This is a genomic window from Agrobacterium sp. YIC 4121, from assembly GCF_002008205.1.
Classification (GTDB): Bacteria; Pseudomonadota; Alphaproteobacteria; order Rhizobiales; family Rhizobiaceae; genus Agrobacterium; species Agrobacterium leguminum.
In genome coordinates, this window is the sequence record NZ_MRDI01000004.1 from 215,652 (window position 1) to 230,500 (window position 14,849).

Genomic DNA, 14,849 nt, shown 5'->3' on the forward strand with positions numbered 1-14,849 from the left:
CAGGAAAACTATTTTAATTCGGAGGAAATCTTTGCCGCATTGTATTTGGGGTATGGCCGAACCGGGCCTTGAAGCTTCCCGAAAAATGCCCGGCGCTTGAGAAGCCGGTGGCGAAGGCCACTTCGGCAATGGAGAGCGGGCTTTGCTCCAGCAGCCGCCGGGCGTGATCGAGACGGATCGCGCGGTATGTTTCCAGAAATGTCGTTTTCAGATGGGTTGCGAAAAGCCGGTCGAGGTGGCGCGCGCTGGTTCCCGCCAGTTTCGCCATGGTCTGCCGGTCGAGCGGGCTTTCAATGGTCGTTTCCATTTTTTCCAGCACGGCCAGCAGGGCCGGATGGTTGGTGCCATGGCGCTCGGCGGCGGAACCCCGTTGCGGCGCGCCGGGTTCGGCCACGGCCGTATGCAGATACCAGTCGCTGACACGCCGCGCAAAATGAGCGCCCATTCTCTGCGAAATCATCGCATGCATCATGTCGAGTGGCGCGACGCCGCCGGCGCAGGTGATGCGATCCCCGTCGAAAACAAACCGCGCCTGCCGGGGCGTGAGATGGTCGAAGGCCTCTTTCAGCACCGGCGCATGCTCCCAGTGAATGGTGAAATCGCGGTTTTCCAGCAATCCCGCCGCCGCCAGCACATAAGCGCCGCTGGAAATGCCCCCGATCCGGACACCCTGCCGCGCCAGCCGCCTTAACGTGCCGTAGGAATTTTCCGCAACGGTCCAGTCCTGCGGCCCGCCCCCTGCGCAGACGAAGATCGTGTGGCATCTCTCGCCTGCGGTGGCGAGTGCCTCGCAGCCGACAATGATGCCGGAAGAACTTCTGACAGCCTCGCCATCGAAAGAAAGCGGAACCACATCGTAAAGATCGGTTCCGGCGATCAGATTGGCGGCGCGCAATGGCTCCGCCGCCGAGGCGTAAGACATCAGCGCGAAATTCGGAACCAGGATGAAACCAATGCGCTGGACATTCTTCTGCTCGATGGTCGTCATGTCTCTTTTTTAAATCATTATGTCCCTTATTTGCAATTCCCTTTCGAACGACGCCGGTAAGCTTGCGCGATATCGTTCGAGGTACGCAGATGCGCTATTCCGCCTTTTCCATTTTCAAGAACGGCCTTTTCGGCAACAAGGCGTGGAAACCCGCCTGGCGGGAGGTGTCTCCGAAACCGCATTATGACGTCATCATCGTTGGCGGCGGCGGACACGGGTTGGCGACGGCCTATTATCTTGCGAAAGAATTCGGCGTCACCAATGTCGCGGTGCTGGAAAAAAACTACATCGGCTCCGGTAATGTCGGCCGTAACACCACGATCATTCGCTCCAATTATCTGCTGCCGGGTAACAATCCCTTCTACGAGCTTTCGATGAAGCTGTGGGAAGGGCTGGAGCAGGATTTCAACTTCAACGCCATGGTTTCCCAGCGCGGCGTGCTGAACCTCTATCATTCGGATGCCCAGCGCGACGCCTATACAAGGCGTGGCAACGCCATGCGGCTGCACGGCGTCGACGCCGAATTGCTGGACCGCGCCGCAGTCAAGGCCATGCTGCCGTTCCTCGATTTCGACAATGCCCGCTTTCCGGTGCAGGGCGGCCTGCTGCAAAGACGCGGCGGCACCGTGCGTCACGATGCCGTCGCCTGGGGTTATGCGCGCGGCGCGGACAGCCGCGGCGTCGATATCATTCAGGGCTGCGAGGTAACCGGCATTCGCCGCGAAAACGGCAGTGTCGTGGGTGTGGAAACCGCCAAGGGCTTCATCGGCTGCGGCAAGCTGGCGCTCGCGGCAGCCGGCAATTCCTCGCAGGTGGCCGCCATGGCCGGGCTGAAACTGCCGATCGAAAGCCATGTGCTGCAGGCTTTCGTGTCTGAGGGGCTGAAGCCCTTCATCGATGGCGTGGTCACCTTCGGGGCCGGCCATTTTTACGTCTCGCAATCGGACAAGGGCGGCCTCGTCTTCGGCGGCGATATAGACGGCTACAATTCCTATGCCCAGCGCGGCAATCTGGCGACGGTCGAACATGTCGCGGAGGCAGGCAAGGCGATGATACCGGCGCTCTCGCGCGTCCGGGTGCTGCGCTCCTGGGGCGGCATCATGGATATGTCGATGGATGGTTCGCCGATCATCGACCAGACCCCTATCGACAATCTCTATCTCAATGCCGGCTGGTGTTATGGCGGCTTCAAGGCGACGCCCGCTTCCGGTTTCTGCTTCGCCCATCTTCTGGCGCGGGGTGCACCGCAGGAAACGGCAACGGCCTTCCGGCTGGATCGCTTCCGGCGCGGTTATCTCATCGATGAAAAGGGCCAGGGCGCCCAGCCTAACCTTCACTAAATCTGTAGCGGGATTTCAGGCGGAAATCGCTCACAGTTTTCGCCATCCCGCTATCTGGCGGATCAAGGACATCTGAAATGGCAAGTCTCGTGCCCTGCCCGCATTGCGGGCCAAGACCCAGGGAAGAATTCACCATCAAGGGCGCAGCCCTTCAAAGGCCCGCCGCCGATGCCGGCGCGGAGGAATGGTTCGATTATGTCTATCTGCGCGACAATCCGCGCGGCGCCTATGAGGAGTATTGGCACCACACATCCGGCTGCCGCCGCTGGCTGGTCGTCGCCCGCGATACCGCCACCCATGAGATATCCGCCTGCCGCGACGCCGCCGACGAGACGAAAGTGACAAACGCATGAGCGCCAACCGCCTGAAGACCGGCGGTCTGATCGACCGTTCCAAACCGCTTTCCTTCACCTTCGACGGCAAGCCGATGTCAGGCTTTCAGGGCGACAGCCTCGCCTCCGCCCTGCTCGCCAACGGCCAGAAACTCGTCGGTCGCAGTTTCAAATACCACCGCCCGCGCGGCATATTGACGGCGGGTGCAGCCGAGCCGAATGCGCTGATGACCATCGGCCGCGGCGGGCGCACGGAGCCGAACACCCGCGCCACCATGCAGGAGCTTTATGCCGGGCTGGAAGCCAGCAGCCAGAACCGCTGGCCCTCTCTCGATTTCGATATCGGCGCCTTGACCGGCCTTCTGTCTCCCTTCCTCGGGGCGGGGTTCTACTACAAGACCTTCATGTGGCCTGCCGCCTTCTGGGAAAAGGTCTACGAGCCCTTCATCCGCAAAGCCGCCGGCCTCGGCAAGGCGAGCTACGAGGCGGATCCGGATACCTATGACAAATGCTGGGCGCATTGCGACCTGCTGGTGATCGGCGCCGGCGCGGCAGGTCTGGCCGCAGCGCTTGCCGCAGGACGCGCCGGCGCGCGCGTCATCATTGTCGATGAACATTCCGTGGCAGGCGGCTGGCTTCTTTCCGAAACCGCCACCATCGGCGGTAAAAGCGCTGCGGATTTCGCGGCGCAATGCGTTGCCGAACTTGAAGCCCTGCCGAATGTGACGATACTGACGCGAACCACGGCTTTCGGCTGGTATGACGGCAATGTCTTCGGTGCGGTGGAGCGGGTGCAGAAACATCTGCCCGATCCGAAAGCACATGTGCCCGTGGAGCGCCTGTGGCGCATCGTCGCCAAGCGGGCGCTGCTTGCAACCGGTGCGGAAGAACGGCCGCTGGTCTTCGGCGGCAACGATGTTCCCGGCGTGATGATGGCCGGCGCCATGCGCAGCTATCTCAACCACTATGCCGTCAGCCCCGGTAGGGCGACGGCAATTTTCACCACCAATGACAGCGGTTATGCCCTTGCCCGCGATCTGGAGGCGCAGGGCGTCGCTCTGGCCGCCATCATCGACAGCCGTGAGCAGGGTAGTCCGGGCTACGAAGGCAAGGCGCGCGTCATCAAGGGTGGCGTCGTCTCTAATGCCAAAGGCGGCAAGGCGCTTTCCGCCATCGAAGTTTATGCGAATGGCCGGGCGGAGAAGCTGAATGTCGATGCGCTGGCCATGTCGGGCGGCTTCAGCCCCATCATCCATCTCGCCTGCCATCGCGGCGGCAAGCCGGTCTGGTCGGAGGACGATGCCGCTTTTCTGGCGCCCGGCAATCTCAAGGGGCTGGAACTCGCCGGCGCGGTTTCCGCGATCAACGGTATCGCCGCCTGCCTTGAGGATGGAGCGCGGAAGGGCGCAGCGCTGGCACAAGAGCTCGGCTTTGCATCGACCGCACCGATATTCGGCACGGTGGAAAACGATATCGTAGCCCCGCCTGCAAAGCCGCTCTGGTCCATCCCCGGCATCAAGGCGAAAGCCTTTGTCGATTACCAGAACGACGTTCACCGCAAGGATCTCGGCCTCGCCATCCGTGAAGGTTATGGCCATGTCGAACTCGCCAAACGTTACACCACCAACGGCATGGCGACGGATCAGGGCAAGCTTTCGAATGTCAACGCCATCGGGCTGTTGGCCGAAGCGCGCGGCGTCTCCCCGGCGGATGTCGGCACCACGACGTTCCGGCCGTTTTATACGCCCGTCTCCTTCGGCGCACTGACTGGGGCCTATCATGGCCAGCATTTCCAACCGGTGCGCAAATCGCCGCTGCATGGTTGGGCCGAGAAAAACGGGGCCGTGTTCGTCGAAACGGGGCTCTGGTATCGCTCCTCCTGGTTTCCCCGCAAAGGCGAAAGCGGCTGGCGGGAAAGCATCGACCGTGAGGTTCTAAATGTGCGCAAGAATGCCGGGCTCTGCGATGTATCGATGCTCGGCAAGATCGAAATCTGTGGCAGTGACGCCGCGGAATTCCTGAACCGGGTCTATTGCAACGCTTTCCTCAAACTGCCGGTCGGCAAGGCGCGTTATGGTCTGATGCTGCGTGAGGACGGCATGATCTACGACGACGGCACCACCAGCCGGCTGGAGGAAAACCGCTTCTTCATGACGACCACCACCGCCTATGCGGCGGGCGTCATGAACCATCTTGAATTCTGCGCGCAGGCGCTCTGGCCGGATCTCGACGTGCGGCTTGCCTCCGTCACCGATCAATGGGCGCAGATGGCGATTGCCGGGCCGAAGGCGCGCGCCATTCTTCAGAGGATCGTCGATGAAGATATTTCCGACGAGGCCTTTCCCTTCGTTGCAGCCCGGGAAGTCTCCTTGTTTGGCGGGCAACTGCATGGACGCCTGTTCCGGATTTCCTTCTCCGGCGAACTGGCCTACGAGCTTGCCGTCCCGGCCGGTTACGGTGAAAGCGTCGCCGATGCGCTGATGGAAGCCGGCGAGCCGGAGAATATCATGCCCTATGGCGTCGAGGCGCTTGGCGTGCTGCGCATCGAAAAGGGCCACGTCACTCACAATGAAATCAACGGCACGGTGGTGCCCGCCGATCTCGGCTTCGGCAAAATGGTCTCCACCACGAAGACCGATTTCATTGGCCGACGGATGCTGGAGCGCGAGGGGCTTTCCGACACCGACCGCCCGAGCCTCGTCGGCGTCGTGCCGCTTGATCCAAAACAGTCCTTCCGCACCGGCTCGCATATTCTTGCGAAGAATGCCACGGCAACGCTGGAGAACGATCAGGGTTATGTGACCTCCAGCGCCTTCTCACCGCATCTGGGTTCGACCATCGGTCTCGCCCTCGTCAAGAATGGCCCTGCGCGGCATGGCGAGGAAATCATGGTCTGGAACGGTCTGCGCAACGAATTTACCCAAGCCCGCCTTTGCAACCCGGTTTTTGTCGATCCTCAAAACGAGAAACTCCATGTCTGATTTCAAGTCTGATCTCCAGTCTGACTTCCGGCCGACGCTCCGCCCGGTGCTGGGCGCAAAGCGAGCGATTGCCTCCACCGCCATCAAGCTCTCTCCCCTGCCGGAAGGCACGATCATCCACGTTCTGGCCGCACCCGGCGCAGCAGATTTGGAAGCCCGCCTTCGCGACCTTGCCACAGGCGATATACGCGCGGTCTCACCGGGCCAATTGTTCATCGTCGGTGAACACCCCCTGTCTCACGCTGATATGAAGGCGCTTCTTGCAGCGCTCGAGCCTTTGGCAACGGGTGTCGACCAGAGCCAGGGACGCGTTCGCATCCGCATCGAAGGCAAGATGGCCGAGCGGGTTCTGGCCAAAGGCACGGCGGTCGACCTGTCTTTCGCAGCATTCCCGGTGGGACATTCCGCCGCGACGCTGATCGGCCACATCGCAGCCCACCTCACCCGCGTCGACGGACAGGTCTTCGAAGTCATCGTGCTGCGGGGCTTTGCCGAAAGCCTGTGGGACGACCTTGCCCGGATGAGCCTCGAATTCCAGTGATCGCGTCGGTCAGGCGTTGCTCGATGGTGCCACTAAAACAGATGGCGTCATCTGCTGTGCCTGATTACCAAACTTATGCAAACGACGTTTGCAACTGAATCGCTTTTATGACGCCTTCTCGGCAGGAAACGCTTTTGTTTACCCGAGAGCCAGCGTCTCACTCTTCCGGAGAGAGCTGCACCTGCACGCAGGAAATTATTTCCGCTCTTCTGACGCCGCGTCGCACGGCGGGCGCAACGAAATACCTATGGCTTGTTCTTATCTGGGCGCATCATGAAAAGTTCTCCAACACGGCGAGGAACGTGTGCCGATCGCCCTGTCCTTCAGTCAGCCTAACGCGCCCCTCGATGTCGGCGAGATGGTGGTCCATCAACTCCTGTGCCTTCGCCAGGTCTTTCGCCTTCAGCGCCGTAACGATCAGGCGGTGGTGGTCGGCGCCACAGTCGTCCTTCTTGTCTTCTTCATAGAGCGCCATGACGAGGGAAAGGCGCGCGACGATCTTGGATAGCATTTCGGTCATGACGGCATTGCCGCCAAGCTCCGCCAAGACGATATGGAATTTTCCGGAAAGCACCGTCTTCGACTTTTCGTCGCCGTGGTGGTGGATGTGCTCTTCCTCGTCGGTCAACTTTTCCAGCGCATCCAGTTGTTCGGTGGTGGCACGGGACATGACGAGGTCGAGGATCGCATGTTCGATCTTGCGGCGTGCCTCGAACAAAGCCTTGGCTTCTTCGATGCCCGGCTCTGCGACGAAGGTGCCGCGGTTGCGCTTGCGCTCAAGCAGATGATCGCTTTCCAGCACGCCGAGAGCGCCACGGACAACGGTGCGGCTGACGCCGAAATGGTCGGCAATGGCATCTTCGAGGATTTTGGTGCCGGGTTTCAGCGCGCCTTCGCCGATGGCAGTGGCAAGGGTCGTGCGAATGCGCTCAGAGACGTCGTCATTGGCATTTTCTGCCGCTTCGGCGGCGCTCGGCGCCTTGGGGGCGGATTTTGGGGTCTGCCGACGGGTCTTCTTCATGTCCTGCTCCGCATGCATTCGAGCGGCCGGTCGCTCGATCTGATCACATCCATACACATATTGTTGCGTACATTGATACGCGATGGAAATCCACTTGATCTTGGGTTTTGGACGATGACGGCAGAGATCTCCACCGTCATCGCGTAAGTCGAAATCAGGCTGCCTGCCGTTTCGCCACGGATGGGGAAAGATCGATGCCATTATCGGCGCAGATTGTCTCGATATGCCTGGCCGAATTTCGGATGAAGATGATGGCCGCGTCGAAGCCATAGGCCTGCTTTTCATAGGACGGATAGCCGTAGTTGGTCGCCTCATAGGTCTCCCAATCCGGGATCTCGCCGGCAGCAACACGTTTTTCAAAGGCGCTGATGAGGGAAAGATAGGCGTCGAGCTCTTCGGCATCGAGGTCCGGGTGGGCAGCGCGCCAGGCACGGTCGTCGATCTCGATGCACTGACGTGGATTGGCCTTGCGCGGCTTGTCTTCGACCGAGGCGGCAACTTCCAATGAGAGATTGAGATCCGGGTTCGCCGCGGCCAGGATTGGAACGATCGTGGCAAAATCCACGATCCCGCGACCGACGGGGCGGGTCTGGAAATCGAGGCCGCCCGGAGCGCGGCCCACATAGGCGTCCTTGATATGGGTCTGGCGCACGTATGGCGCGACGCGTTTTGCGGCGTAAACCGGATGTTCCCCGCGCTGCAGGCCGTTCGCCGTGTCGAAGACAACGCCCATGCAATCCTCACCGACCTTTTCGATCAGCCTGAGGATTTCGAAGGACGTAATCTCGTCATGGGTTTCCATATTGAGATGGACACCATTGGCGCGCGCTACGGGAGCAAGCTTCAGCAAGACCTTCTCGATTGCCAGCAACTGCTCTTCCCAGGTGACGTCGGTGCGGAAGCGGTCATTTGCCAGCCTGCCACGATACTCCGATTTGAAATTGCCCGGCGAGATCCATAGTTCGCGGCAGCCGATGGAAGCACTTGCCTCGATCATTCGGGTAAAGCCCAGAATGACGTCGCCATCGCCGATCGCCCGGAACTCCGGAGCCTCGGCGCTGCAATAGGGATTGATCTTGCCGACGCCACTTTCGAGGTAGAGCCCCAGTTCATCGGCTTTCTCGCGGATGTCGCGAAGTGCTCCCTTGTCGAGCGTCGGGCTCATGTCGAGAATTGTCGGGAAGAACAGGCCCGCAAGGCCAAGCTCCTTGACAAGGTCAAGGCTTGCGAGCGGCCCGCGTTTCACGAACTCGGGAAGCTTCTGGCTATCGATACCAAGTCTCATAATAGTCTCTCCTTGGTGTTTCCTGATGGGATTCGCTGCGGTGACGATCCCTTGGTTGGTTGATTTTCTGGCGTCATTGTCTGCGCGCTGGCGCCCCCATGCTTAATTTTTGCCGCTGTTCGAGCGGCCTTTTGGCGCGAGCTTCCGTTCCAGATAGTGCTGGCCGATGGACGCAATCGTGGTGATCCCGAGATACCAGAGCGAGGCAACGCACAGGAGCTCGATGACGAGGAAGTTGCGGGCATAGATGGCCTGCGCCTGTGTCAACAAATCCTGCATGCCGATGACTGAAACGATGGCACTCGCCTTCAGCATGCCGATCGCCTGGTTTCCGGTCGGCGGGACGATCAGCCTTACTGCTTGAGGGAGGACCACCGTTCGCAAAGTCTGCAATGGTCTGAGGCCCAGAGACGATGCGGCTTCGCGCTGGCCCCGATCCACGGCAATCAGGCCATTACGAATGATCTCGCTCATGTTCGCCGCCTCGTGCAGACCAAGCGCCAGGAAGCCGGCCAAGGCGGGCGTCACGATGTCGTTTACCGAAACCGACCAGGACCCGAATCCAATCTCGGGGACGAAGAGCGCGATGTTGAACCAGAAGAAGATCTGGACGATCAGCGGTACGCCGCGAAACCACCAGACAAAGGCGACGGCGATCACCTTGAGAACGATGTTCTGGCTCGTCGCCATAATGGCTATGAGGCATCCGATGACGATGCCGGCGACCATGGCGCCGGCCGTCAATTCGAGGGTCAGAGCGACGCCGCCAAGAATGACGGGGTCGATCATGTAGCGCGGGATCTCGCTCCATTGGACGCTCTGATTTCGCCCGACAGCCAGGACCATGAGGGCCAGCACAAGGATCGCAATACTACCGGTTGCGACCTGCCCCCAGCGTATCGGCTTGCGGACTGGAGGCACGATGGTCATGCTGATCGGTTGAGCAAAGAGTGCCATGGCTCAATCCACCGGCATGGAGGCAGCATCGTTGAACTTGACGGTCTTCACGGCAAGCGGGCCGAGGCTCCATTTCTCCATGACGGCCTGATAGGCGCCGCTGTCGACCATGTGCTGGAGCGAGGCGATCACGACATCCCGGAGCTCTGGATTATCCTTCGAGACCAGCATGCCAAGATAACCGACGGCGAGGCGGACATCGGGCAAGGCTTGTAGGCCGACGCCTTTGCCGGTCTGCTTTTCGGTGGTGTAGACGCTCGTTGCGTAACCATTGACGGTCGCATCGGCGCGGCCCGTTCGCACGGCCTGCAGGACGTCAGGCATTTTCGGGATGGACATGATCTCGATGGGCGCGGTCTTGCATTTTGCCGAGGCAGCAACGACGAGCCTGTTCTGGAAGGTTCCGACCGGCACGGCAACCTTCTTGCCGCAGAGGTCTTCCATGTTCTTGATGCCGAGCGGATTGCCCTTGACCGTCATGATGGTTGTTGCGTCATACATGTAGTCGATCACGTCGACCTGCTTTTCCAGTTCCACATCGTCATTGATACCGGAAAGCGTCATGTCGAACCTCTTGGAGAGCACAGCGGGAACGATGGCTGCGCCCGCGCCGACATTGGTCATCTGCACATCGACGCCCAGAATGACGCCGAGCGCTGCCGCGAGGTCGGCATCGATGCCAATCAGCTTGCCGGCCTCGTCCTGGAAGCTGATCGGCGGCGTCAGATCCGTCGCAACCTTCAGCTCCTTCTTTTCCTTGATCGCGGCGGGCAAGCGATCTGCCAATTGCTGATTGAAGGCGACGCCTGGAAGCTTGGCCACATCCGCCTCTGGCACCATCTTCACGGGCGTACCCTCTGCAGCCTGCGCGGTTGAGGCAAGGAGAGCTAGAGCGACGCCTGCTAGGGCGGCTGTGAGAGTCTTCTTGAAACTATGCATGCGGAACCCCTTCTTCACATTATCTGTTGTCGTGAATTTTCAGATTGGACGAAGCAATCAGCATGCCAGTTTGACGTATGGGACCCTATATGACTGTTTTTAATTGATTATTTTTTTAGTGCTCATATCGCATAACGATGCGGCTTTATTTTCGCATAAAGTTTCGAAAGTTTGTGATGAAAAAATCATCCATCGATTAATCCTGAGTATTTTGTCCACGAAGAAAATCATTAAATCATTGATCTAGTGATATAATAAGATCGCCTATCAGGCGTGTCCCATTACTGCCATCCTCGCGAAAGGCCGCAAACTGACGCGGCTCAATGGCTTGCAACCCAGAAACCTGCACAACAAATCACCGTCGCCGATCACGAATGCACAATTAATGAATTAACATTAAAATTCTTTGTGACATGATTATGAACTTGCGAAAATATATAAATCAAAAATAAATAAATATAATCAGTACTTTGACAGTTTATCCGGAATATGGAAGGCGCAGTTGGCACGCCAATTGCAACTGCTGTTTCCATGACCCAAAGCGAACTCAAAATTGCCGATCGACCACATCTCCGCCTGAGACCGACAAGCGCGACGCCCTCGGCTATGCAGGCGCAACCCAAGGGGACATTCATGTCGCACACCTCGAATGCAGCAGAAGGCAAGCAGCTTAGCGTTCGTGGCCTGACCCATAGCTACGGCGGACAGAATGCGATCAGCAACATCTCTTTCGAGATAGAAGCCGGTGAGATCGTTGCGCTACTGGGGCCGAGCGGCTGCGGCAAGTCCACGGTGTTGCGCGCTATCGCGGGTCTGATCCAGCCGAAAAGCGGCGTGATCCAGCTCGGTGGCGAGGACCTTGCCAATGTTGCGGCGCGTGCGCGCGGTATCGGCATGGTCTTCCAGAACTATGCGCTGTTTCCACACCTGACGGTCGCCGAGAACATCGCCTATCCGCTGGCTTGCCAGAAGATTGGGCGCTCCGAGCGGCGCGAGCGGGTCGAGGAGATGCTCTCGCTCGTACAGTTGAAAGGGTTTGGTCATAGGCTGCCGCGTGAGCTCTCCGGTGGTCAGCAGCAACGCGTGGCGGTGGCCCGTGCCATTGCCGGACGGCCTTCGCTTCTGCTCCTCGACGAACCGTTCGGCGCCTTGGATCGCGCTCTGCGTTTCGACCTGCAGGTCGAGCTTCTCCATCTGCAGAAAACGCTTGGCATCACCACGCTGATCGTCACGCATGACCAGGAGGAGGCGCAGAGCCTCGCTGGACGCCTGGTGCTGATGAACAAAGGCAATGTCGAGCAGATTGATACGCCGATGGCCGTTTATGACCGGCCGAGGACCCTCTTCGTCAATACCTTCATCGGTCAGGCCAATGTGTTGCATGGAACGGTGGACCGCGTGGAGACGGAAGCAACCACTATCTCGCTGGCGAACGGCAGGGTCCTCGTTCTCCCGCGTCGTCTGAATTTCACCACCGGCTCCAAGGTCACGATCACCTTCCGACCCGAAGATATGCGTCTCTCCGCCACGCCGAGCGCATCTGCCCTGCCGGCGCGACTGACCGTGTCAGTGCCGCTTGGGCCTACCCTAGTCCATGATCTCCTTCTCGAAGACGGGACAAACCTTCGTTCCTCGGAGGTCCGCGGACCTTCTACCTTCATTCCCGAGCCGGGAGCACAGCTCTTTGCCGAGATAGACACCATGAGGTGTCACGCCTTTCCGAGCGAACCGGAAGCATTCCGTAAATAAAAACAACAGAGGTGAACAGATGCAAGACTTCAACATCACAAGACGCCGTTTCGGACTGCTTGCCGCCGGTGCGGCTGTTGCAGCAACCGTTCCTTTCGCCGCCCGTGCGGCTGGTGGCACGGCGGTTGCCGCGACCTTCCCAGGCAACTGGGAAGACGGCTATCGCACGGTGCTGACGCCGCTCGTGAAGGAGGCCGGTTTCGATCTGACCGTCGCCCCGGCAATGGCGCAGGACCAACTCGCCAAGGTCATGGCAAGCCCCGGCAACCCGCCTTACGACACGCTTCTGATGTCGCCCGGTCAGATGGCCATCGCCGTCGAGAACGACCTCATCCAGAAGATCGACCCGTCGAAGCTCAAAAATTGGGGAATGCTCGATCCGGCCTTCCAGGGCGAATATGGCCCAACCGTCACGGTCGAGGTCAACGGCATTGCCTATAATCCCGATCTTGTCCCGGCGCCGAAGGGCTACCGCGATCTCTTTGAAAACCCGGCTTACAAAGGGCTAGTATCGTGGACCGGCTTCGCCTCCAACACGGGCGTGATGGCCTACACCGAAATCGCCAAGATTTACGGCTCGGGTCCAACCGACATGGATGCCGTCTTCAAGCTGTTCAAGGAACACCCGGAGCATATCAAGGGCGTGGTGGCCAGCACAAACCACCAGATGACGCTGTTCCAGCAGGGTGAGATTGCAGTCTTCATGTGCTCGACCGGCAATGTCGCGAAGTTGAAGGCGATGGGGCTGAAGGCCGAATTCGTTCAGCCGGAAACGGGTTCGCCCGCAGCGCCAGTCAACATTCATCTGACCAAGGGCGCCAAGAACGTCGACGCGGCCTATGCCTATATGGATGCCGCGATTTCCAAGGCCGCACAGGACAAGCTGAAGATGCCGCCGCAGGAAATGTTCCCGACGAACAGGCAGGTCGAGCTGACGCCGCGCATCGAGGCCTATGTGAAGCGCGAGCAGCTTGCCTCTCTCGTCTATCCGGACTGGGCTGCCATCAACAAGAACCGGCCGGAATGGATCCGCCAGTTCGACGCCCTCGTCGCCGGTTGAGGTAGCACCATGAAAGCGAGCGGCTTCCCCTACGTTATCCCGATGCTTCTGCTGTCGGTGGCGTTCTTCGCGACGCCGCTCGCCGTCCTTGTCGGGTTCAGCTTCATTGGACCCGACGGCCTGTCCCTGCACAATTACGCGCGCTTTCTTGGCGATGCGTTCAACTATCGCGTTCTCGTCAACACCGCCAAGCTCGGGATACAGACCATCGTCACCACGACGCTGCTCGGTGTGCCGATCGCGCTATTCTACTGGCACAGCGGCAAGACCGCACGCCAGATCATCATTTTCCTGACGCTGATCCCGATGTTGACGAGCAATGTTGTTCGGACTTTTGCCTGGATCGTCATTCTCGGGCGGCAGGGACCGATCAGCGAGACATTCGTGGCGCTTGGGCTGACTGACCGTCCCTTCACGCTCATGTCGACGGAACTCGGCTTGGTGATGGCCATGTGCCAGATCGACCTGCCACTGATCATCCTTCCGCTGGTGGCGATCCTATCGCGCATCCCAGTCACCTATACCGAGGCTGCGCAGGTGTCGGGCGCGGGGCCGTGGCGCATCCTGGTCACGGTCCTGTTGCCGATGATGCTGCCTGGACTTCTGGCGGGCTGGATTCTCGTCTTTGCCAGCACCAGTGCTTCCTTTGTCACCCAGGCGGTGATTGGCGGCGCGCGCAACGTCTATGTGCCGCAATTGATCTATCGAGAGGTCGGCACGCTGTTCGACTGGCCGATGGCGTCTGCGATCGCCGTCGTGCTCCTCATGTCGACCGGCATTCTTCTCGTCGGCATGACCATGATTTCCCGTCACCGGAGACTTGTCGGCCATGCGTAGAAAATCCGAAAACCCGGTCCCCGCCATTCTCTACAAGGCATTCGTCTTCGGTTTTGGTGGCCTGAGCCTGATCTATCTTGTAGCCCCGATCGTCATCGCGATCACCATGTCGTTCACGTCCGGGCAGACGCTCAAATACCCCCCGGAAGGGTTCTCGCTGCGCTGGTATGAGGCGTTGCTCGATCCTATCCGCTCCGGGACGGAGCATATTGCCGCCGGCAACTCGCTGAAGATCGCAGGCCTTGCCGTTCTCGGCTCGCTTCTCTTCGCCGTGCCCGCCACGATCGGCATGGCTCGGCTGCAGCGTCGGTCGGTCAACACGATCGAGCCGTTGCTTCTCGCCCCGCTGGTCTTGCCGAGTCTGGTGTATGGTCTGGCTGCGCTGATCGTCGCCAATTTCGTTGGCTTGCAGCCTTCGCTCTGGCTGACGGTCGTCGGCCATGTGGTGGTCTTCGGGCCTTTGATGTACCGCGCCGCTTCGGTCGTCGCGCAGGGCATCAATCCCTCGCTGGCGGAAGCTTCGACAGTGATGGGAGCCACGTGGTTCACCACGCTGAGGCGCGTGATTCTGCCCTTGCTGACACCCGGCATTCTCGCCGGCGCATTTCTCGTCTTCATCCAGTCGCTCGACAATGTTTCCGTCTCGCTTTTCCTTGCCGATGCACAGACGACAGTGCTGCCGCTCAGGATGTTTGCGCTGATCGAGGAGTCGCTCGACGTGCGCGTTGCGGCAATGTCCGGCCTGCTGATCGGCCTGACACTGGTGGTGATGCTGGTGACAAGGCGGGTGCTGGCGCCTGCGCGACAGGCCTGACGAAC

General features: G+C 59.8%; 13 protein-coding genes. 8 read left to right on the plus strand and 5 right to left on the minus strand.

Going from position 1 to position 14,849, the window contains the following annotated elements; all coding sequences use genetic code 11:
- Positions 1 to 13: 13 nt before the first annotated feature.
- Positions 14 to 988: a GlxA family transcriptional regulator gene (locus BTE54_RS08315; RefSeq protein WP_078052086.1), complete on the minus strand. Its 975-nt coding sequence runs from the start codon at positions 986 to 988 to the stop codon at positions 14 to 16.
- Between the two features lie 89 nt (positions 989 to 1,077).
- On the opposite strand from BTE54_RS08315, the gene BTE54_RS08320 reads away from it, so the two are divergent.
- The 4 genes from BTE54_RS08320 to BTE54_RS08335 all read left to right on the plus strand — a co-directional run bounded on the left by BTE54_RS08320 (position 1,078) and on the right by BTE54_RS08335 (position 6,182).
- Positions 1,078 to 2,328 carry a sarcosine oxidase subunit beta family protein gene (locus BTE54_RS08320; protein ID WP_078052087.1) on the plus strand — a complete coding sequence of 417 codons (1,251 nt, stop codon included), beginning with the start codon at positions 1,078 to 1,080 and terminating at the stop codon, positions 2,326 to 2,328.
- Positions 2,329 to 2,405: 77 nt separating this feature from the next.
- Positions 2,406 to 2,681, plus strand: coding sequence for a sarcosine oxidase subunit delta (locus BTE54_RS08325; RefSeq protein WP_078052088.1), 276 nt, complete (start codon positions 2,406 to 2,408; stop codon positions 2,679 to 2,681).
- On the plus strand, positions 2,678 to 5,641 hold the full coding sequence (locus BTE54_RS08330) for a sarcosine oxidase subunit alpha (protein ID WP_078052089.1): 2,964 nt from the start codon (positions 2,678 to 2,680) through the stop codon (positions 5,639 to 5,641). The genes BTE54_RS08325 and BTE54_RS08330 overlap by 4 nt, the downstream gene beginning before the upstream one ends.
- Positions 5,634 to 6,182, plus strand: coding sequence for a sarcosine oxidase subunit gamma (locus BTE54_RS08335; RefSeq protein ID WP_078052090.1), 549 nt, complete (start codon positions 5,634 to 5,636; stop codon positions 6,180 to 6,182). The genes BTE54_RS08330 and BTE54_RS08335 overlap by 8 nt, the downstream gene beginning before the upstream one ends.
- Before the next feature lie 271 nt (positions 6,183 to 6,453).
- Here the strand turns inward: BTE54_RS08335 and BTE54_RS08340 are convergent, their stop codons facing one another.
- From BTE54_RS08340 to BTE54_RS08355, 4 genes are all read right to left on the minus strand, one after another.
- Positions 6,454 to 7,203, minus strand: coding sequence for a GntR family transcriptional regulator (locus BTE54_RS08340; protein WP_065656697.1), 750 nt, complete (start codon positions 7,201 to 7,203; stop codon positions 6,454 to 6,456).
- Between the two features lie 154 nt (positions 7,204 to 7,357).
- Positions 7,358 to 8,488, minus strand: coding sequence for a sugar phosphate isomerase/epimerase family protein (locus tag BTE54_RS08345; RefSeq protein WP_078052091.1), 1,131 nt, complete (start codon positions 8,486 to 8,488; stop codon positions 7,358 to 7,360).
- Between the two features lie 102 nt (positions 8,489 to 8,590).
- Positions 8,591 to 9,445, minus strand: a complete 855-nt coding sequence (locus BTE54_RS08350; protein ID WP_078052092.1) for an amino acid ABC transporter permease — start codon at positions 9,443 to 9,445, stop codon at positions 8,591 to 8,593.
- A gap of 3 nt (positions 9,446 to 9,448) precedes the next feature.
- The gene (locus tag BTE54_RS08355; protein WP_078052226.1) at positions 9,449 to 10,384 is read right to left on the minus strand and encodes an ABC transporter substrate-binding protein; all 936 of its coding nucleotides are present in this window, start codon (positions 10,382 to 10,384) and stop codon (positions 9,449 to 9,451) included.
- Between the two features lie 633 nt (positions 10,385 to 11,017).
- On the opposite strand from BTE54_RS08355, the gene BTE54_RS08360 reads away from it, so the two are divergent.
- The 4 genes from BTE54_RS08360 to BTE54_RS08375 are packed head-to-tail and all read left to right on the plus strand — an operon-like array spanning position 11,018 to position 14,844.
- Entirely contained in the window at positions 11,018 to 12,133 is a 1,116-nt protein-coding gene (locus tag BTE54_RS08360) for an ABC transporter ATP-binding protein (protein WP_078052227.1), read from the plus strand.
- 19 nt (positions 12,134 to 12,152) lie between these two features.
- The gene (locus BTE54_RS08365) at positions 12,153 to 13,193 is read left to right on the plus strand and encodes an extracellular solute-binding protein (protein ID WP_078052093.1); all 1,041 of its coding nucleotides are present in this window, start codon (positions 12,153 to 12,155) and stop codon (positions 13,191 to 13,193) included.
- Positions 13,194 to 13,202: 9 nt separating this feature from the next.
- Positions 13,203 to 14,030: an ABC transporter permease gene (locus tag BTE54_RS08370; protein WP_078052094.1), complete on the plus strand. Its 828-nt coding sequence runs from the start codon at positions 13,203 to 13,205 to the stop codon at positions 14,028 to 14,030.
- Complete coding sequence (locus BTE54_RS08375; RefSeq protein ID WP_078052095.1) at positions 14,023 to 14,844, plus strand: ABC transporter permease; 822 nt, start codon at positions 14,023 to 14,025, stop codon at positions 14,842 to 14,844. The genes BTE54_RS08370 and BTE54_RS08375 overlap by 8 nt, the downstream gene beginning before the upstream one ends.
- Positions 14,845 to 14,849: the final 5 nt, after the last annotated feature.